The organism is Pseudarthrobacter sp. lyk4-40-TYG-27, from assembly GCF_030209295.1.
Classification (GTDB): Bacteria; Actinomycetota; Actinomycetes; order Actinomycetales; family Micrococcaceae; genus Arthrobacter.
In genome coordinates this window covers 200,867-219,819 of sequence record NZ_JARVSH010000001.1, presented here as the reverse complement: position 1 = coordinate 219,819, position 18,953 = coordinate 200,867, and the positions used below count along the sequence as shown (strand labels likewise).

Annotated in this window: 17 protein-coding genes; 2 read left to right on the top strand and 15 right to left on the bottom strand. The window is 67.4% G+C overall.

What is annotated here, in order from left to right:
* Window positions 1–129: 129 nt before the first annotated feature.
* The 12 genes from QRM96_RS01070 to QRM96_RS01015 form a co-directional block, all read right to left on the bottom strand.
* Window positions 130–648: a tetratricopeptide repeat protein gene (locus QRM96_RS01070; protein ID WP_018761429.1), complete on the bottom strand. Its 519-nt coding sequence runs from the start codon at window positions 646–648 to the stop codon at window positions 130–132.
* The gene (gene aroB, locus QRM96_RS01065) at window positions 648–1,739 is read right to left on the bottom strand and encodes a 3-dehydroquinate synthase (RefSeq protein WP_018761430.1); all 1,092 of its coding nucleotides are present in this window, start codon (window positions 1,737–1,739) and stop codon (window positions 648–650) included. The genes QRM96_RS01070 and aroB overlap by 1 nt, the downstream gene beginning before the upstream one ends.
* The gene (locus QRM96_RS01060) at window positions 1,736–2,305 is read right to left on the bottom strand and encodes a shikimate kinase (protein ID WP_018761431.1); all 570 of its coding nucleotides are present in this window, start codon (window positions 2,303–2,305) and stop codon (window positions 1,736–1,738) included. Before QRM96_RS01060 ends, aroB begins: the two co-directional genes overlap by 4 nt.
* Window positions 2,305–3,504 (bottom strand): chorismate synthase, encoded by a 1,200-nt coding sequence (gene aroC / locus QRM96_RS01055; protein WP_026264491.1) that lies wholly within the window; start codon window positions 3,502–3,504, stop codon window positions 2,305–2,307. Before aroC ends, QRM96_RS01060 begins: the two co-directional genes overlap by 1 nt.
* 23 nt (window positions 3,505–3,527) lie before the next feature.
* Window positions 3,528–4,388: a shikimate dehydrogenase gene (locus QRM96_RS01050; protein ID WP_109044544.1), complete on the bottom strand. Its 861-nt coding sequence runs from the start codon at window positions 4,386–4,388 to the stop codon at window positions 3,528–3,530.
* Window positions 4,385–6,133 (bottom strand): endolytic transglycosylase MltG, encoded by a 1,749-nt coding sequence (gene mltG / locus QRM96_RS01045; protein ID WP_285318015.1) that lies wholly within the window; start codon window positions 6,131–6,133, stop codon window positions 4,385–4,387. The genes QRM96_RS01050 and mltG overlap by 4 nt, the downstream gene beginning before the upstream one ends.
* The gene (gene ruvX / locus QRM96_RS01040; RefSeq protein ID WP_285318014.1) at window positions 6,130–6,729 is read right to left on the bottom strand and encodes a Holliday junction resolvase RuvX; all 600 of its coding nucleotides are present in this window, start codon (window positions 6,727–6,729) and stop codon (window positions 6,130–6,132) included. Before ruvX ends, mltG begins: the two co-directional genes overlap by 4 nt.
* Window positions 6,730–6,736: 7 nt before the next feature.
* Window positions 6,737–9,415, bottom strand: a complete 2,679-nt coding sequence (gene alaS, locus QRM96_RS01035; protein WP_285318013.1) for an alanine--tRNA ligase — start codon at window positions 9,413–9,415, stop codon at window positions 6,737–6,739.
* Between the two features lie 122 nt (window positions 9,416–9,537).
* Window positions 9,538–9,768 carry a DUF6167 family protein gene (locus QRM96_RS01030; protein ID WP_243835433.1) on the bottom strand — a complete coding sequence of 77 codons (231 nt, stop codon included), beginning with the start codon at window positions 9,766–9,768 and terminating at the stop codon, window positions 9,538–9,540.
* A gap of 17 nt (window positions 9,769–9,785) precedes the next feature.
* Entirely contained in the window at window positions 9,786–10,160 is a 375-nt protein-coding gene (locus QRM96_RS01025; protein WP_018761438.1) for a DUF948 domain-containing protein, read from the bottom strand.
* Between the two features lie 145 nt (window positions 10,161–10,305).
* Window positions 10,306–10,932: a 30S ribosomal protein S4 gene (rpsD, locus tag QRM96_RS01020; RefSeq protein WP_009357431.1), complete on the bottom strand. Its 627-nt coding sequence runs from the start codon at window positions 10,930–10,932 to the stop codon at window positions 10,306–10,308.
* Between the two features lie 171 nt (window positions 10,933–11,103).
* A complete protein-coding gene (locus QRM96_RS01015; protein ID WP_285318011.1) occupies window positions 11,104–12,567 on the bottom strand; it encodes a replication-associated recombination protein A in 1,464 nt (487 codons plus the stop codon).
* Between the two features lie 64 nt (window positions 12,568–12,631).
* Here QRM96_RS01015 and QRM96_RS01010 point away from each other — a divergent pair, with 64 nt between their 5' ends.
* Window positions 12,632–13,300, top strand: a complete 669-nt coding sequence (locus QRM96_RS01010; protein ID WP_018761440.1) for an acVLRF1 family peptidyl-tRNA hydrolase — start codon at window positions 12,632–12,634, stop codon at window positions 13,298–13,300.
* A 17-nt stretch (window positions 13,301–13,317) separates the two neighbouring features.
* Here QRM96_RS01010 and QRM96_RS01005 read toward each other — a convergent pair whose 3' ends face one another.
* Both QRM96_RS01005 and aspS read right to left on the bottom strand, forming a co-directional pair.
* Entirely contained in the window at window positions 13,318–14,139 is an 822-nt protein-coding gene (locus QRM96_RS01005; RefSeq protein ID WP_109044540.1) for a GNAT family N-acetyltransferase, read from the bottom strand.
* An 83-nt stretch (window positions 14,140–14,222) separates the two neighbouring features.
* Window positions 14,223–16,004: an aspartate--tRNA ligase gene (gene aspS / locus QRM96_RS01000; protein WP_109044539.1), complete on the bottom strand. Its 1,782-nt coding sequence runs from the start codon at window positions 16,002–16,004 to the stop codon at window positions 14,223–14,225.
* A 97-nt stretch (window positions 16,005–16,101) separates the two neighbouring features.
* Here aspS and QRM96_RS00995 point away from each other — a divergent pair, with 97 nt between their 5' ends.
* On the top strand, window positions 16,102–17,367 hold the full coding sequence (locus QRM96_RS00995; protein WP_285318008.1) for an APC family permease: 1,266 nt from the start codon (window positions 16,102–16,104) through the stop codon (window positions 17,365–17,367).
* Here QRM96_RS00995 and hisS read toward each other — a convergent pair.
* Entirely contained in the window at window positions 17,364–18,734 is a 1,371-nt protein-coding gene (hisS, locus tag QRM96_RS00990) for a histidine--tRNA ligase (protein ID WP_285318007.1), read from the bottom strand. The genes QRM96_RS00995 and hisS overlap by 4 nt on opposite strands.
* Between the last annotated feature and the right edge of the window lie 219 nt (window positions 18,735–18,953).

Below are 18,953 nucleotides of genomic sequence, written 5' to 3'. Positions count from 1 at the left end.
GTATGCCGGGCGGGCAAACCAAAGCGGCCCGCCTGCACGTGTTTGTCAAAAATCGCGTGGATGCAAAAATTCCACAACCATTCTACCGGTAAATACCGGGCAGCTTGTCCGCTGCCGCCGCCTGCCTCCTCAGCAGGCCAATTCCAGGATGTCCCGTGCACGCTGGAGCGCCACGGTGGAGGAATAGATTTGGGCAGCATCCGCGGACTGCGCCACCCGCAGGTCCAGCGCCTTGGAGAACGACTCAACGGCGGCCGAGGTTTGGCCGGCTGCGTACTGGGCCTTGCCCAGGAACTGCAGTGCCAGCGCTTCGCGGGGCGTGCCGTGCACCTCGGCCAGGAGTTGCCGGAACAGCTCTATGGCGCGGTCCATCCGGTGGGTGACGCTCAATACCTCGGCTTCGAAAACGCGCAGCCGGAACGATTCCGGGTCCTTGAACCGTGCTTCGGCCAGCAGTTCAGCCGCTTCGGAGGCATGGCCCTCGACCAACAGGACGAAAATGTGGTCCGCGGGGTCGGTGGAGGCCGACAGGGCTTCCCGGACAGCGTCCTCGTTGACGATCTGGGGCATCAGGGTATCCGGGTTTATGCGGATGCCGGGAAATCCGGCCTGGGGCCAGTCGGCGGTGCCATTCATGTCGCCCTGCATCAGGACGCAATTTCCTGGTACGCGGCGAACAGCAGCGAGGTGTCCGGCACATCAAGGATGCCCGGCTTGGCGATTCCGTCCAGCACCACGAAACGCAGCAGGTCGCCGCGGGACTTCTTGTCGCGGCGCATCCCATCCAGCAGACCCTGCCAGCGGTCCCGGCGATAGGTGACCGGCAGCCCAAGGCCGTCCAGGATGCTTCGGTGCCGGTCGGCGTCGGCATCGCTGAGCCTGCCCACGCTGCGGGCAAGTTCGGCCGCAAACATCATGCCCACGGACACGGCTGCGCCGTGCCGCCACGAGTAGCGTTCCACCAGCTCGATGGCGTGGCCCAGGGTGTGTCCGTAATTCAGGATTTCCCGGAGCCCGGATTCTTTGAGGTCCTCGGAAACCACCTTCGCCTTGACGGCGATGGCGCGTTCAATCAGCTCGCGCAGCGCGTCGGAGCGGGGGTCCACCACTGCGGCCGGGTCTTTCTCCACGAGATCGAGGATGGCGGGGTCGGCAATGAAGCCGCACTTGATGACCTCGGCAAGCCCGGAAATGATCTCGTTCTTCGGCAGCGTTTCCAGCGTGTCCAGGTCGGCCAGGACGGCCGCGGGCGGGTGGAACGCCCCCACGAGGTTCTTTCCTTCCGCGGTGTTGATGCCGGTTTTGCCGCCTACCGAGGCGTCCACCATGCCCAGCAGGCTGGTGGGCATGTGGATGACCTTGACGCCGCGCAGCCACGTAGCGGCAACGAAGCCGGCGAGGTCGGTGACTGCTCCCCCGCCCACAGCCACGATGGCGTCCGAGCGGGTGAAGTCGTTCTGGCCCAGGACCTGCCAGCAGAATGCCGCGACCTGGATGTGCTTGCCTTCCTCGGCGTCCGGGATTTCCGCCGTAAGCGAGGTGAAGCCGGCCTCGGCCAGCTCGTCGCGGACGGTGTCTCCGGTGAGGCGCAGCGCGCGGGGGTGGATCACCAGCACCCGGCGGACGCGTTCACCCAACAGGGCGGGAAGTTCTCCAAGCAGGCCGCGCCCCACGACGACGCCGTAGTTGTTTCCAGCACCTTCGCCGGTGACGTTGATGACTGTTGATTGAGTGTTCACTTCTCAACTTCCTGTTTGGCAGCTGCGTGGTGCCGCAGTGCTGCTTCCAGCCGTGCGCCGAGCTCGGGTATGGAGCCGTGGCGGACGTCCAGGGTGATGTCGGCCAGCCTCTCGTAGACCGGCCTGCGGGTGGCAAACATTGCTGTCCAGCGGCCCATGGCGTCGCCGGCGAGGAGTGGCCGGCCCGAGTTCCGGGCGATCCTGCCTGCCACCGTATCAGCGTCGCATTCGAGGTAGACCACGGTGCAGCGGCCCATGAGCTGCTGGGTCCCGGAGTCCAGTACGGCCCCGCCGCCCAGGGAAATCACCGTGGTGGTCCCGGCCGCGTCCTCAACGGCGTCGGCGACGGTCCGGGCTTCGATTTCGCGGAACGCGTGCTCCCCGCGGCCCGCGAAGATATCGGCGATGGAACCGTGGCCGGCAACGATGACGGCGTCGGTGTCAATGAAGCGGGCGCCCAGCTGTTGCGCCAGTTGCTGGCCGATGGCCGATTTGCCGACGGCCATGGGGCCGATGAGCACGATCGGCCGGCCGCCTGCGGGGCCGGTACTGCTGTGATGGAGCACTACTGGCCGATCGAGTCCAGGGAAGCCGGGATGTTGTCCAGGTAACCCTTGATGTTGCGGGCGGTTTCCGGCACGGAGTCACCACCGAACTTCTCCATGACGGCTTCGGCCAGGACCAGTGCCACCATGGCCTCGGCCACGACGCCCGCAGCCGGGACGGCACAGACGTCGGAGCGCTGGTGGTGGGCCTTGGCCGGTTCGCCGGTGCTGACGTCGATGGTGCGCAGGGCGCGCGGCACGGTGGCGATCGGTTTCATGGCGGCGCGGACCCGGAGGACGTCGCCGATGCTCATGCCGCCTTCGATACCGCCGGCCCGGTTGCTGGCACGGCCGATCCGGCCCTTGCCGTCACGGACAATTTCGTCGTGGGCGGCTGAACCCCGGCGTGCAGCGGTCAGGAAACCGTCGCCGACCTCCACGCCCTTGATGGCCTGGATCCCCATGAGTGCCGCGGCCAGCCGGGCATCGAGCCGCCGGTCCCAGTGCACGTAGCTGCCAAGTCCCGGCGGAAGCCCGTAGGCGAGGACCTCGACCACGCCGCCCAGCGTTTCGCCTTCTTTGTGCGCGGCGTCGACCTCCGCAACCATCGCGTCGGAGGTTTCGCGGTCGAAGCAGCGCAGCGGATCCGTGTCCAACGCGATGACATCGCCGGGCAACGGCAGCGGCCGGCCTTCGGGGACGGTGACGCTGGCGATCGAGACAGTGTGGCTGACCAGTTCGATGCCGAGGTGCCGGAGGAACCGGGCTGCCACGGTGCCGAGGGCCACCCGGGTTGCCGTTTCGCGGGCGCTGGCGCGTTCCAGGACAGGACGCGCTTCATCAAACCCGTATTTCTGCATGCCGGTGAAGTCGGCGTGGCCCGGACGGGGCCGCGTCAGCGGTGCGTTGCGGGCCTGGTCGGCGAGGAGTTCAGCGTCAACGGGGTCGGCAGACATGATCTGCTCCCATTTGGGCCATTCGGTGTTGCCCACCTGGATGGCGACGGGACCGCCCTGGGTGCGGCCGTGCCGTACACCGCCAAGGATGGTGACCACGTCCTGCTCGAATTTCATCCGTGCGCCGCGGCCGTAGCCGAGCCGGCGGCGGGCCAGGGAGTCTGCGATGTCCCCGCTGGTGATTTCCACACCAGCCGGGACGCCCTCAATAATTCCCATCAAAGCCGGGCCATGGGATTCACCGGCAGTCAACCAACGCATAATTTCCATCCTGCCACGTAGGGCGGTCAGAACGCCCGTCGGGCAAGGCCGACTGCGTCACACATCACATCTATGACAGCTGCGTTAACGTCTTCCCCGCGCCGGGTGAAAAGCCGCACCTGCTCCACCGCCTGGTACAACAGCATCTCCAGGCCGGGCACCACGCGGCCGCCTCCGGCCTGCCACACAGAGGCCACCAGGCTGGGCCAGGGATCGTAGGCGACGTCCAGGAGGACACCCGGCGTCGTCGTCTTCAAGGCGGCGATTTCGGCGGCGAGCCCGTCGGCCGCGCGTGGCGGCAAGGTGGAGATGACGACGTCGGCTTCCGACGTCGGGCGCGCGGCGGCGGTGAGGGGGCGGACCTCCAGCGCGACCCCCAGGCTGTCGGCAGCGGCGCGGACGTCCGACGTCCGCGACGAATCACGGACGTACACCTGGACCGTGGTGGTGCCAAGTTCCTTGAGGGCAGCAACAGCCGACGCCGCCGTGCCGCCGCCGCCGAGGATGACGGCGGACGGCGCCGCAGCCGTCCCGGCGTGGCGCAGGGCATTCACGATCCCCGGGACGTCGGTGTTGGAACCTACCGTCTTCACTGCGCCGCCGGATTCCTCGAAGGTGACTGTGTTCACGACTCCCAGGGTCTGGGCCACTCCGCGGACTTCGTCCACTTCATCAAGCATGGCGGTCTTCAGCGGCATGGTCACGGAGAGCCCGCGCCAGCCGGGCTGGTTCCGGATCTGGCGCATGAACGACGGCAGCAACTGCTCGGTGACGTCGATGGCCGTGTAGCTGATGGCCGCGCCCAGCCGCTCATACGCCGAAAGGTGCAGCGCGGGAGACTTTGAGTGGCTGATCGGGTGGCCCAGGACGGCAGCCCGCAGGCTCATGTGCAGCGGCCCGCGTTGGCCTTGCACCACGCGTTGTATTGCTCAACATTGACGTTATGTTCGGCGAGCGTCTTCGCGAACTTCGTTTCGTTGGTGTCCAGGTTGACGGTCACCCAGTACAGGTAGTCATTGGACTTGGGCCGTGCTGCCGCGTCGATGGCAGTCTTGCCGGGCGAACCAATGGGGCCCGGCGGGAGTCCGGGGTTGGCATAGGTGTTGTACGGGTTGGACTTGTCTTTGCGCTGGTCATCCGTGAAGTTCAGGCTCTTGGTGCCCAAGCCGTAAGTCACCGCCGAATCCACCTGGAGGAAACCGCCGGTCTGGTCGTTCGGCTTGAGCCGGTTATAGATCGCACCGGCCACGTCGCCGTAATCGGCCTGGCCACCCTCGGCCTGGACAATGCTGGCCACAATGACGGCCTCGTACTGCTTGGCGGGGTCGGTGATTCCCTGCGACACCAGCTCATCGGTGGTGGCTTTCACGAGGGCCTGCAGGATGTCCTTGGCCGGGGTTCCGAGCGGGAAGCGGTATTCTCCGGGGGCGAGGTAACCTTCGAGGTTCTTCGCGTTTGCCGGCAAGCCAAACTGGGCAGGCTGGTTGCTCAGGGCCTGCAGCTGCTGGATGGAAACGCCCGAACCCTCGGAAATTGCCTGCAGCGACTCACCGATCCGCAGACCTGCGCTCAGGGCGAAGTAGATGACCTTGGACTTGTCTTTGCCGGCCAGGACATCAACGGCGTCGGCGTTCTTCATTTCGGTCTTGAAGACGTAGTCGCCCGGCGACAGCGTTGCGCCGGAGGCATGGAACGCCTGCATGAAGGTGTCGGCATTGGCGACGACCCGCTGGTTCTCAAGGTCCACAGCTACGGACCGGGTGCCCTCGCCGCTTGCCACGGTCACGTGGACCTCGCCGGTCCCCGGTCCGGGGAAGTCCGATGGCTTGCCGCTGCCGAGGAGGGGCTTGAGGAACTGCGCGCCCACGGCCACGGCCGTCACGAACACAGCGAGCGTCAGGAACAGCGCCAGCAACCTGCGCCGGCGCCGGACCTTCTTCGAGGGCCGGGGCACTGACTGGGCTGCCGAGGACACGGGAAGCAGCTCATGGGCGGCATCCGGGTGGGCAGCATCCGGATGCGCATCGTCGTGGTATCCGGCGTCGTATGAATGGTCGTCGGGGATTTCCCCGTAATGGTGCCCGTCGGCGTCATGGTGGCCGTCGGCGAAGGGGGCGTGGTCCGGGTGGTGGGCCACGTCGTCGTGGTGCTGCACGTCCTGGTGGTGTGCCACGTCCGCGTAGGCGTACGCGTCCCCGGGGTGCTCCGTATCCGGGACATACGCCAGCTCCTCGTGCTGGTGTACGTCGTCGCCAACCTGCACGTCGTCATGCGGCGGCGCAACGGCGTCCTGGTGGGTTCCGGCGGAAAGCCCGTTACTCCAGGCTCCAGCGGGGTGGGAGTCACCGGGGTGCGGTCCGTCCTGGATGGATGGCGGCGCATCGGGGGCAGCCGGCACGTCCTCGGCGCCAGGCAGCGGAGCAAAGGTTGGTTCTCCGGCCGAGGGTGCGGTTGCCGGCGGCGTGACGGGAGGCGGCGGGACCTCGCCCGTCTCATAGGCCTGCTCGGGGACGGCGTCGTGGCCGCCGGTATTGAGGCTCTTTTCGCGTGCGCGCAGTTCCTTGCGGGTCAACGGCCTCGCGGCCCCGGCGTCCTGCGGGCCGGAAGTGTCGTCAATGTTGGCAGGGCTCACTGTTGCCTTCCATTATCTGAAAATCGGGCCGTGTCTGCGGAGATGGCGCGGACTGGTTCGTCCACCCCACCGGCCCCCAGGTCCACGGTCGGGGATGGCGCTGTCACGCGTGAGCCGACATCCGCTCCCCTGGCTTTCTGCATGTCGATGGCGTGCTGAAGGATACCCGCCGCCGCGACCTGATCAACTACTTTACGGTGGTTCCTGCTGCTCATGCCAGCTTCGTGCAGGTTCCGGTGCGCCGTAACGCTGCTCAGCCGCTCGTCCACGAGGTTCACCGGGACCGCCAAACCGCGGGCGGAAAGCTCTTCAACCAGCAGCAGGGCGTAGTCCGTGGCCATCCTGGCGGACGCGTGTTCTTCGCCCTTCATGGTGCGCGGCAGTCCCACGAAAACCTGGACGGCTCCCTGTTCCTCCGCCAGTTTGGCGATGACCCGCACGTCCGAGTTCTTCTTGGCGTTCCGGTCAAGGGTCTTGTAGGGCGTGGCCAGGATCCCGTCGCGGTCGCACAGGGCCACCCCTACCCGGACGGTGCCCACGTCCACCCCCAGTTTGACGCCCTGGGGGTAGCCGCCGGCAGCTGCAGGATTGGTCATGACAGGATTAGCGCGCGGAAATGGCGTCGACGACGGCGGCCAGCGCGGCGCCAACCTTTCCGGCGTCGGTCCCTCCACCCTGGGCAACATCGTCCTTGCCGCCACCGCCACCGCCGAGAACGCCGGCGGCGATCCGGACCAGCGCACCGGCTTTGACGCCGGCCTCCCTGGCTGCCTCGTTGGTGGCCACCAGGATCAGCGGACGGTCGTTGGCGACACCGGCGACGGCAACCGCGGAGGCCGCCGAGCCGAGCCGGTTGCGCAGGTCCAGGGCCAGGCCGCGGAGGTCGTCGGCTCCACTGACGGTGCCGGCGTCGTGGGCCAGCACCTTCACTCCCCCGGCGTCCTTGGCCGTGTCCACCAGCCGCGCGGCAGAGGCGGCCAACTGTTCCTTGCGGAGCCGGTCCAGTTCCTTCTCGGTGGCCTTCAGCTTGGCCAGCGTGGCGGAAATCCTGTCGGCGAGCTGGCCGGACGGGACTTTCAGCAGGTCGGTCAGTTCGGTCACCAGGGCCCGCTCGGCGGCAAGGTGGCGGAAGGCTTCCATGCCCACGAAGGCTTCCACGCGCCGGTTGCCTGAACCGACGGACTGTTCGCCCAGGAGGGACAGGCTGCCGATCAGCGAGGTGTTGGCAACGTGGGTGCCGCCGCAAAGCTCGCGCGACCACGCGCCGTCGATTTCCACCACGCGTACTTCGCTGCCGTAGTTCTCGCCGAAGAGGGCCATGGCACCCATGGCCTTCGCCTCGGCCAGGCCCATGATCTTCGTTTCCACCGCGTAGTTGTTGCGGATGGCAAGGTTGGACACCTCTTCGATTTCCGAACGCGTCGCCGTGCTCAGGCCTTCGCCCCAGGCAAAGTCGAAGCGCAGGTAGCCGGCCTTGTTGAAGGAGCCGCGCTGGGTGGCCTCCGGCCCGAGGATCTGGTGCAGGGCGGCATGCACGATGTGCGTGCCCGTGTGGGCCTGCTCGGCGGCGTGGCGGCGTTCACGGTCGACGGCGGCGCGCACCAGCGAGTCCGCGCCGATCTCGCCTTCGCGGACAATCGCCTTGTGTACGCTCAGGCCCTTGATGGGGCGCTGGACGTCCAGGACCTCGACGACGAACCCGTCACCGGTGATGAGGCCGGTGTCGGCAGCCTGGCCGCCGGCCTCGGCGTAGAACGGGGTTTCGGCGAGCACGAGTTCGATTTCGTCGCCGGTGGCAGCCTGCTGGACCTTGCGTCCGGCGCTCAGGAGGCCGCGGACACGGGACTCGCCTTCGAGTTCGGTGTAGCCGGTGAAGACCGTCTCACCCTGGCCCAGGAGCTCCTGGAACACGGTGACGTCGGCGTGGCCGCCCTTCTTGCCCTTGGCATCTGCCTGGGCGCGCTGGCGCTGTTCCTGCATCAGGCTGCGGAAGGCAGCCTCGTCAACCTTTAAGCCCGCCTCTTCGGCCATCTCGAGCGTGAGGTCGATGGGGAAGCCGTAGGTGTCATGGAGGGTAAAGGCGTCCTCGCCGGACAGCGGCTTGTTGGCTGCCTTGGATTCCTTTACGGCGTCCTCAAGCCGCGCAGTCCCGGACGCAATGGTGCGCAGGAACGCTTTCTCCTCGGCGTAGGCGATGCGGCTGATCCGGGCGAAGTCGGCGTCAACGACGGGGTACACGCCCTTCATGGCATCCCGCGACGCCGGCAGCAGCTCCGGCAGGCAGGCCTGTTCGACGCCCAGCAGGCGCATGGAGCGCACGGCACGCCGGATCAGGCGGCGCAGGACGTAGCCGCGGCCCTCGTTGGACGGGGTGACGCCGTCGGAGATCAGCATCAGGGCCGAGCGGATGTGGTCGGCCACAACCCGCATCCGGACGTCGTCCGTGTGGTGGGGGTCCTCGGGAGTCTCAGCGGAGGTGTACTCCTTGCCGGAGAGTTCCGCGGCCTTGTCGATGACCGGCCGGACCTGGTCGGTCTCGTACATGTTCTCGACACCCTGCAGGATCATGGCGAGGCGTTCCATGCCCAGGCCCGTGTCGATGTTCTTCTTGGGCAGCTCGCCCACGATGTCGAAGTCCACCTTGGAGCGCACGTTCTCGATCTGGTACTGCATGAACACGAGGTTCCAGATCTCGATGTAGCGGGTCTCGTCAGCCAGCGGGCCGCCTTCGATGCCGTAGGCCGGTCCGCGGTCGTAGTAGATCTCCGAGCAGGGCCCGGCAGGACCCGGCTGGCCGGTGGACCAGTAGTTGTCCGACTTGCCCATCCGCTGGATGCGTTCAGCGGGGACGCCGGTGTTCTTGAGCCACAGTTCCTCGGCTTCGTCGTCCTCTTCGTAGACGGTCACCCACAGCCGCTCGGGCGGAAGGCCGTAGCCGCCGTCGTCAACGCTCGTGGTGAGCAGCTCCCACGCGAACTTGATGGCGTCTTCCTTGAAGTAGTCGCCGAACGAGAAGTTGCCGCACATCTGGAAGAAGGTGCCGTGCCGGGCCGTCTTGCCCACTTCTTCGATGTCACCGGTGCGGATGCACTTTTGCACGCTGGTGGCACGGGAGTAGGGCGGTTCCTCACGGGCGGTGAGGTAGGGGATGAACGGGACCATGCCGGCCACCGTGAACAGCAGCGAGGGGTCGCTGGAGACCAGCGATGCGGAGGGAACCGCCGTGTGGCCCTTGCTGACAAAAAAGTCCACCCAGCGCTTAGTGATCTCCTGCGACTTCATGAGCTGTTTTCTTACCCTTCGTGGTCCGCGGCTCCTGCCGGGCGCGGAAAGTTAATTCAGGTGGCGGGATCCGGGATTGGTTCCTGCCGGTTTTCGTTGGCTGCCGTTGCTTGCCCCGGGGCTCAGCGGCGCACCAGTTCCGCGGAGTCGACGCCCAGTGCGGCGCGGAGGTCGGTCTCACGCTCGCGCATCCCGGCCCGGACGGCATCAGCGAAGTCGTAGACGCCGTCTGCCAGGCGCCCAACAGCACGGTTGAGGCCTTCGGGTCCGAGGTTGGCCTGCGCCTCGGTGACTTTACGGAACGCGATGACGCCGATGGCCACGCCAATTCCCATCCAAACAATTCTTTTCATGTTCGTTCTTTTCGAATCTAGCGGCTGCGGCGGCCGGCTGCGGGCTTCCTGCGGTTCGCGAAGGCACTGCGCACGCCGTAGCTGAACGCGGCCACCTTGATCAGCGGCGAACCCACCGTGGCGGCGACCAGCGAAGACAGGGCGGAAATGTTGGCGGATGCATCCGAGACGTTGGACGAGATGCCATCGACCTTCTTCAACTGCTGGTTGGTGGTCGAAACGGTGGCGGTGACCTCGTCCATCAGGGGCGTGGCGCCGTCACTGATGGACTTGATGGCGGTGCGCACCTCGTCGAACACACTTCCCAGCTTCAGGATGGGTACCGCGAGCAGCAGCACCAGGAGCGCGAACACCCCGGCAGCGATCAGGCCGGCAATATCGCCACCAGACATAGACGTTCATCTCCTCGAAATTCCGTGGTGGGGTTCCATCCTGGCCGGGCCCGGAAGGCCCGATGCGCAGATGTCCCCCAAGTACCTTACATACAAAGAAGCCCGTGGCGCTTGCCACGGGCTTCTTTGGATACGCTGCTGGGATTTAGCGTGCGTAGAATTCGACGACGAGCTGCTCTTCGCAGGTCACCGGGATTTCCGAACGCTTGGGGCGGCGGACCAGGCGGGCCTGCAGGGCTTCCAGCTTGACGTCCAGGTAGGCCGGAACGGCAGGCAGGACGTCGCGGTGGGCACCGGCGGCGGCAACCTGGAGCGGAACCATGGTCTCGCTGCGGCTGTGGACGTGGACCAGCTGGCCCTCGCCGACGCGGAACGACGGACGGTCAACGCGGACGCCGTCAACCATGATGTGGCGGTGCACAACCAGCTGGCGGGCCTGGGCGATGGTGCGGGCGAAGCCGGCACGCAGGACCAGGGCGTCAAGGCGCATTTCGAGCAGTTCGATGAGGTTCTCACCGGTCAGGCCCTTGGTGCGGCGGGCTTCTTCGAAGGCACGGGTCATCTGCGCTTCGCGGATGCCGTACTGGGCGCGCAGGCGCTGCTTTTCGCGCAGACGTACGGCGTAGTCGGAGTCCTGCTTCTTGCGGGCGCGGCCATGCTCACCGGGGCCGTACGGGCGGCGCTCCATGTACTTGGCGGCCTTGGGGGTCAGAGCGATGCCGAGGGACCGCGAGAGGCGGGCCTGACGGCGAGCACGAGTGTTGTTAGCCACTTGTGTCCTTCCAATATCTGCGGTGTGTCAGTGTTACTGGCCTCCACGATGGAGAGCATCGGCCAACCGCTGCCTTTTGCTACTGGGCACAGGGCATAACCTTCTCAACGGTAAAATTGGGGAGATTGTGCGCCGGGCCTTGCCAGACAAACATATAGCCTACCACGGCAGCTACGTGCCCCTCACAATCTTCCGCAGCCGCTCCAGCCGCACGGCGATGTCCCGTTCGGCTCCATTGCCCGTTGGCTGGTAGTAGTCCCGCCCCACCAGGTCATCCGGCGGATACTGCTGGCTGGCCACCCCGTGCGGAGCATCGTGGGCGTACTTGTAGCCCACACCATGGCCCAGCTGCTTGGAGCCCGGATAGTGTGCATCGCGCAGGTGGGCGGGGATTCCGACCCCGAGGCCGGCCCGCACATCGGCGATCGCCTTGTTGATGCCCATATAGGCGGCGTTGGACTTCGGCGCGGTGGCCAGGTGGACCACTGCCTCGGCCAGGATGATCCGCCCTTCCGGCATCCCGATCAGCTGCACTGCCTGTGCTGCGGCCACCGCCGTCTGGAGCGCGGTGGGATCCGCCATGCCCACATCCTCTGCCGCGGAAATGACGATCCGCCGGGCGACGAACCGGGGGTCCTCCCCCGCTTCGAGCATCCGCGCGAGGTAATGCAGTGCGGCATCCACGTCGGAGCCCCGGATGGACTTGATGAAGGCGCTGGCCACGTCATAGTGCTGGTCGCCGGCCCGGTCGTACCGCACCGCGGCAGCGTCCAGGGCACGCTCGGTGTGGCGCAACTCCACCGTGACCGGCTCGGTGGTGCCGCTGCCCTCCGGGACAGAACGTTCGACGTCGTCCGCGTCCCCGAAGGCAACCCCCGCCGCGGCTTCCAGCGCCGTCAACGCCCGGCGGGCGTCGCCGCCGGAGAGCCGGACCAGGTGGTCAAGGGCCTCGTCGCCAAGCCTGACCTTGCCGCCGAGACCGCGGGGGTCTTCCACGGCCCGCACCAGCAGGCCCTCTATATCGGCGTCCGTGAGTGGCTTGAGCGTCAGGAGCAGGGACCGTGACAGCAGCGGGGAGACCACGGAAAAGGACGGGTTCTCGGTAGTGGCCGCCACCAGGACCACCCAGCGGTTTTCGACCCCTGGCAGCAACGCATCCTGCTGGGCCTTGTTGAACCGGTGGATCTCGTCCAGGAAGAGCACGGTGGTGGTCTTGTAGAGGTCGCGGGCCGTCAGGGCGTCGTCCATGACGCGCCGGACGTCCTTGACCCCTGCCGTGATGGCGGACAGTTCAACGAATTTTCGTCCGGGCCCGCGGGCAATGACATGCGCAAGGGTGGTCTTGCCGGTGCCGGGGGGTCCCCACAGGATCAGCGAGCTGGGACCCGCCGGGCCTGCGGCGTCGGCCCCCGCCGCCAGCTGCCGCAGGGGTGAGCCCTGGCCGAGCAGGTGCTGCTGGCCCACCACCTCATCCACGCTGCGCGGCCGCATGCGCACCGCCAGCGGGCTCCGCGGCGATCCCTGTCCGCGTGCACCCTGTCCTCGCGCGCCTTGTCCTCCGGTACCGGCGCCTGCCTCGGCGACGGCATCGTCGTCGTCGTCGTTTTCTGGGCCGTGCCCGAAGAGATCATCCACATAGATAGGCTACTTCCAGTCCCCTCCTGCATTTTCCCGCCCCCACCACAGCGAAGGAACACTTATGCCCGCCACCGCTTCCGCCGGCGGCCCGCCATCAGTCCGGACGGCATTCGTGGCCGGCGCCCGGCTGGCCGGCTGGGTGGAACGCTTCGGCTCCTCCCACGGCGGCTTCCGGTTGCGGGATGACGACGACGGTCTCCGGCTTTTGGCCGCTGACGGCACTGAGGCGCTCCTGCAGGCGCCGTGGCCGGCTGACGGCCGTCCCGGACGCGGCAACGGCCCGGTGGATCGGCTGGCCGCCCTTGCGTCCCAGCCGCGCCGGCTGGGACTGCTCCTGGTGCGTCGGGGCGGCTACGGCGTCGGGGTGGCATGCGAAGGCATGCTGCTGGCGTCCAAGGCCGGGACCCGGTACGTTCAGTCGCGTACCGCGGCGGGCGGCCAGTCCCAGCAGCGGTTTGCCCGGCGCCGTTCCAACCAGGCGGATGCCTTGGTGGCCTCCGTGGCGGAACAAGCGGCTGGGGTATTCGGTGGTGCGCCGTTCGAGTACGTGGTGCCGGGCGGTGACCGGGCCCTGGCTGACCTTGTCCTGCAGCAACCGCCGTTGCGGCCCTATCTCCCGCTGCCCCGCCTCGCATATCTCGACGTCATTGAGCCGCGGGCGGCCGTGCTGAAGAAGGCCGCGGCGGACGCCTGCTCCGTCCGGGTCCAGGTAACCGACCCGTCCGGCTAACGTGGGCCGCCGCCTGGTCAGCAGCCCGTCAGCGGCCGGCGGGGCCGCTCCTGGCGGTACAGGTAGCGCCCGTACTCACTGAAGCCCGCCCTTGAATAGAGCTCCCGGGCACCATGGTTCTGCGCCGTCACCAGCAGCCAGAAGTCCGTCATACCGTGGTCGACGCCGGCATGCAGCAGCGCATGGAGAATGGCTGCCGCAAACCCCTTGCGGCGCGCGTCAGTCCGTGTGGCCATGCCGTACACCCCACCGAGGGTGCTGCCGGCAGGCATGGCAAGGCGTCCGACGGCGGCGGCGCGGCCGTCGCTGTCCCGCGCCAGGGCGTACAGCGACGGGCAACCTTCGAGTATTGCCCGTGCGGTGCCCAAGGCATCCTTGCCGCCGCGGCCGTCCACCTCCCACCAGACCCGCAGCCAGTCCTCGGACGGCATCGGTGCCAGTTCAACCGCCGCGCCGTTATGGCCGCCTTCAGGGGTACCGCCCGCGGCCGCACTGCGTGTCATGACCACGGTCTCGGACTGGCGCGTGAACCCCTCGGCGTCGAGCAGGTCGTGGAGTGCTGCCGTGGCGGGGTGGTCGAACAGTTGGAAGATGACGGGCAGCCTGCGGAGGCGGTACCAGGCCCTTGCTTCGGCGAGCAAGGCGGCCAGGTCGCCGTCGGGGTGGCCGTCCTCCAGGACACGTGGCCAGATGGAGTTGGCCCGTTGCGTGACGCCATCCGCCGCCCGGAGCACCCAGTTTCCGGCCTCCTGCCGTTCCCGGGCCGGCCACGCTGCGTCCATGGCAGATTCGAGTTCCAGGGCACTGGGTTTCACATCGTCCGGGCTCGCCACCGGCATTCCTTCCTTAACGGCCGAAGGTCCCCCGGTTTCCCCGGGGAACCTTCGGTGACGGACGGCGCCCTGCGGCTGCCGTCCTTCCTCTACTTCTTTTCTTCCGGCTTCTTGGCCTCCGGCTTGAAGTCCACGCCGGCCTCTTTGCGCTGCTGCGGCGTAATGGGCGCCGGAGCCTCGGTCAGGGGGTCATGGCCGCCGCCGGACTTCGGGAAGGCGATGACGTCGCGGATGGACTCCACGCCGGCGAGCAGCGAAACAACGCGGTCCCAGCCGAAGGCGATGCCGCCGTGCGGGGGTGCGCCGTATTTGAAGCCCTCCAGCAGGAAGCCGAATTTGGTCTGCGCGTCTTCCTTGTCCAGGCCCATGAGCTCAAAGACCCGTTCCTGGACCTCACGCTGGTGGATACGGATGGAGCCACCGCCGATTTCGTTGCCGTTGCACACGATGTCGTAAGCGTAGGACAGCGCCGATTCCGGGTCCTTGTCAAAGGTGTCCAGGAACTCGGGCTTCGGTGAGGTGAAGGCGTGGTGGACGGCGGTCCACTTGCCGGCACCGACGGCGACGTCACCGGAGGCGATGGCGGCGGCGGCAGGCTCGAACATGGGTGCATCCACGACCCAGCAGAAAGCCCACGCGGTGGGGTCGATCAGGCCGGTACGGTGGCCGATTTCCACGCGCGCGGCGCCCAGCAGGGCACGCGATGGCGTCTTCTCACCGGCGGCGAAGAAGATGCAGTCGCCGGGCTTGGCGCCGACGGCGTCGGCCAGGCCGGCGCGTTCGGTGTCGGTGAGGTTCTTGGCCACGGGGCCCGCGAGTTCGCCGTCTTCCTTGTAGAGGACATAGGCCAGGCCTTTGGCGCCGCGCTGCTTGGCCCATTCCTGCCAGGCATCCAGGGCCCGGCGTGCCTGCGAAGCGCCCCCGGGCATCACGACTGCGCCGACGTAGGGGGCCTTGAAGACGCCGAAGTTGGTGTCCTTGAAGAATTCTGTGAGCTCGGTCAGTTCCTGCCCGAAGCGAAGGTCAGGCTTATCGGAACCGAAGCGCGCCATGGCGTCCGCATAGGTGATGCGCTCGATGGGGGTGGGGATGTCGGCACCGATGAGCTGCCATACGGCCTTGACGATGTTCTCGCCCAGCCGGATGATGTCGTCCTGGTCCACGAAGCTGGCCTCGATGTCCAGTTGCGTGAATTCCGGCTGGCGGTCCGCGCGGAAGTCCTCGTCCCGGTAGCAGCGGGCGATCTGGTAGTACTTCTCAAAGCCGCCCACCTGCAGCAGCTGCTTGAACAGCTGCGGGGACTGTGGGAGGGCGTACCAGGAACCCGGTGCCAGGCGGGCCGGAACCAGGAAGTCGCGGGCACCTTCCGGCGTGGAGCGGGTCAGCGTCGGGGTCTCGATCTCCACGAAGCCCTCGTCGTGGAGCAATTCACGGGCCACGCGGTTGGCCTCGGAGCGCAGACGCAGGTTCCGGCTGGGGCCCGGACGGCGGAGGTCGAGGTAGCGGTGCTTGAGGCGAGCTTCCTCGCCCACCTCGACGTGCTCGTCAATCTGGAAGGGCAGCGGGTCCGAGGTGTTGAGGATGGTGACGTCCTCGGCGATGACCTCGATCTCGCCCGTGGCCAGCGCCGGGTTCTCGTTGCCCTCGGGGCGGCGGGAAACAGTGCCCTTGACCTGCAGGACATACTCGTTGCGCAGGCCATGGAAGACCTCTTCTTCACGCACCACTACCTGCGAGACGCCGGAAGCATCGCGCAGGTCCACGAAGGCCACACCACCGTGGTCACGACGGCGGCCCACCCAGCCGGCCAGGGTTACGGTTTGTCCAATGTGCTCGGAACGGAGGGATCCGAGGTCATGTGTGCGCAGCACAGCACGCCTTTCTGCGGGAAAACAGTGGGAAGTTCAATATGATCGTTCCGGGAACGATCCCGTCCGAGTTTACCCGCTGGAAAGGTACTGCCGCCTCATGGCCCAACCCCAGCAGCTCCAACGCCGGCTCGGCGCCTTCGATGCCACCGCCATAGGCCTTGGCTCCATGCTGGGCGCCGGCGTGTTCGTGGTGTTCGCCCCCGCCGCAGCCCTGGCCGGCAACCTGCTGGCCTGGTCCGTGGTCCTCGCCGGTGTCGTGGCATACTGCAACGCTGTTGCCTCCGCGGCGCTTGCCGCACGGTACCCCACCAGCGGCGGCACCTATGTCTACGGCCGGAAACAACTGGGTGAGTGGCCCGGCTTTGTCGCCGGATGGGGATTCGTCACGGGGAAGACCGCGTCCTGCGCGGCCATGGCGTTGACCTTCGGCAGTTACGTCGCACCGGGCTACGCCGTGCCGGTGGCCGTCGCTGCCGTGGTTGCCCTGACCGGCATCAACCTCTTGGGGATTACCCGCACTGCCCAGCTCACGCGGATCCTGTTGTGCGTGGTCGTGGCGTCCCTGGTGTTCGTCGGAGTTGCCGCAGTCCTCGGCCCGCATCCCGCGGCGGACGCGGCCGGTCCGGGTTCCGGTGGCCCGGCCGGGGTCCTGCCGGCAGCCGGGCTGGTGTTTTTCGCCTTCGCCGGGTACGCGCGGATCGCCACACTGGGCGAGGAAGTCAAAGATCCCTCCCGCACCATTCCGCGGGCCATTCTGGCCGCGCTCGCCTCCGCCTTCACCATCTACCTGCTGCTGGCCCTACTTTTGCAGGCCCACCTGGGAGACCGGCTCGCTGGTGCCAGGACTCCCCTCCTGGACGCGGTATTGGCATCGCAGCTGGCGGCGGGTGCACCACTGGTGCAGGTGGGCGCCGCCGCCGCATGCCTGGGCGCCCTGCTCGCGCTGATCACCGGCGTCGGACGCACGACGCTGGCCATGGCGCGGGAAGGTGACCTTCCCCGCACCCTGGCCAGGGTGGGCGGGGCGCACACCGTTCCGTTCGTCGCGGAACTGGCCGTGGCCGCCGTCGTGATCCTGCTCCTGCTGACCACGGACGTAATGACCGTGGTGGGCTTCTCAAGCTTCGGGGTGCTGGTGTATTACGCCGTTGCCAACGCCTCCGCCTACACCCTCGGTTCGCATCCGGCCTATGCGCCGCGCTGGCTGAACGCGGCGGGCTTCCTGGGGTGCGTGGTGCTGGCCTTCACGCTGCCGCCGGCTCCCCTGCTGACCATGGCAGCGGTCCTGGCCGCGGGTACGGCCGGCCGTTGGCTGGTGCTGCGCTTCAGGCAGCGCCAGCACGGCCGGCCGCGCGGCCGCTAGGCCGACGCCGGTGCGGTGGCCGTGGTGCTCACCTGGACGGTGAGGTCCTCCAGCGGCGGGGCCCAGGTCTCCGGGGCTGCCACCACCTGTTCACCGGTCCGGATGTCCTTGACCTGGTGCGTGCCGTCGTCGTCCGTGAACCATACGAACGGGATTCCGCGCCGGTCGGCGAACTTGATCTGCTTGCCGAATTTCTCCGCTTTCGCCGCGACCTCCGTGGGGATGCCCCTGCTGCGAAGCAAAGCAGCAACGTCCTGCGCTGCGCCCCAGCTGTCGTCGTGGCTCAGGGCCACCAGCACGGCGGTGGGCACGGAACGGGAGGCCCTGGCCAGGTCCTGGCTGAGGATCCGGGACACAAGGCGGGTGACGCCGATGGACAGGCCCACCCCGGGGAACTTCCGGTTGCCCTTGGACGCCAGTGCATCGTAGCGGCCGCCGGAGCAGATCGATCCCAGCTGTTCATGGCCTACCAGGACGGTCTCCACGACAGTGCCCGTGTAGTAGTCCAGGCCGCGGGCGATGCTCAGGTCCGCCAACACCTTGCCGGGGGCGCGCTGCACGGTGGCATCGATTACCTGCTCCAGTTCATCCAGGCCCTCGTCCAGGAGCTCGTCGCTGACGCCCAGGGCGCGGACCTTCGCCACGAACGAGGTGTCTTCCGTGCGGATGGCCGCCAGCTGCAGCGCCTTGGCTGCCTGCTCGTCGGTGGCACCGAGCTCTGTCTTCAGGAGCTCCGCCACCTTGGCAGGACCGATTTTTTCGAGCTTGTCGATGCTGCGCAGCACGCCCGCGGTGTCATCGAGCCCGATCCCCCGGTAGAAGCCTTCAGCCAGTTTGCGGTTGTTGATCCGGAGGCGGAAGTCCGGGATGGGAAGCGCGCTGAGCGCCTCAGCGATCACCAGGGCAATCTCCACGTCGTAGCGGAACGGCAACTCACCGTCGCCCACAACATCGATGTCCGCTTGGGTGAACTCCCGGGCCCGGCCCTCCTGGGGCCGCTCGCCGCGCCACACCTTCTGGATCTGGTACCGGCGGAACGGGAACGCCAGGTACCCGGCGTTTTCCACGACGTACCGGGCAAACGGAACCGTCAGGTCAAAATGCAGGGCAAGGGCGTGTGGATCGGCCTTGCCGCCCTTGACGGGGTTGTCGCCCTCGTCCTCCTGCAGCCTGCTGAGTCCGTACACTTCCTTGTCGATCTCTCCCTTGCGCAACAACTGGCCCACCGTTTCCACGGCGCGGGTTTCGATCGAGGCAAACCCGTGCAGTTCAAAGACCCGGCGCAGGGTATCGAGCACGTGCAGCTCCACCAGCCGCTCCTCGGGAAGCCACTCGGGGAATCCGGACAGGGAGGCGGTGCGTGCCATGGGGAAAGTTCTCCTTACGGTGAAAGGTGCGCCGGGGGCTGCCCGCGCGCCGCTCCAAGGCGACGTTCGGCGGCAGCACAGCCAGCCATGCATAAACTATGTGCGGCAGCCAGTTTATGCGCCATCCGTGTGCATCTCTAATGCAGCGGACCGGCGCTGATGGCGGCCCCACCTGCGCCCGGCGGCCATCCGCCGGGCATCAGCAGCCCGACGACGAGG

Coding starts and splice junctions, on each gene's coding strand:
- QRM96_RS01070 (WP_018761429.1), bottom strand. CDS start 648: ATGCAGGGCGACATGAATGGCACCGCCGACTGGCCCCAGGCCGGATTT.
- QRM96_RS01050 (WP_109044544.1), bottom strand. CDS start 4,388: ATGAGCCTGCGGGCTGCCGTCCTGGGCCACCCGATCAGCCACTCAAAG.
- ruvX (WP_285318014.1), bottom strand. CDS start 6,729: ATGACCAATCCTGCAGCTGCCGGCGGCTACCCCCAGGGCGTCAAACTG.
- alaS (WP_285318013.1), bottom strand. CDS start 9,415: ATGAAGTCGCAGGAGATCACTAAGCGCTGGGTGGACTTTTTTGTCAGC.
- QRM96_RS01030 (WP_243835433.1), bottom strand. CDS start 9,768: ATGAAAAGAATTGTTTGGATGGGAATTGGCGTGGCCATCGGCGTCATC.
- QRM96_RS01025 (WP_018761438.1), bottom strand. CDS start 10,160: ATGTCTGGTGGCGATATTGCCGGCCTGATCGCTGCCGGGGTGTTCGCG.
- QRM96_RS01010 (WP_018761440.1), top strand. CDS start 12,632: ATGCCCGCCACCGCTTCCGCCGGCGGCCCGCCATCAGTCCGGACGGCA.
- QRM96_RS01005 (WP_109044540.1), bottom strand. CDS start 14,139: ATGCCGGTGGCGAGCCCGGACGATGTGAAACCCAGTGCCCTGGAACTC.
- QRM96_RS00995 (WP_285318008.1), top strand. CDS start 16,102: ATGGCCCAACCCCAGCAGCTCCAACGCCGGCTCGGCGCCTTCGATGCC.
- hisS (WP_285318007.1), bottom strand. CDS start 18,734: ATGGCACGCACCGCCTCCCTGTCCGGATTCCCCGAGTGGCTTCCCGAG.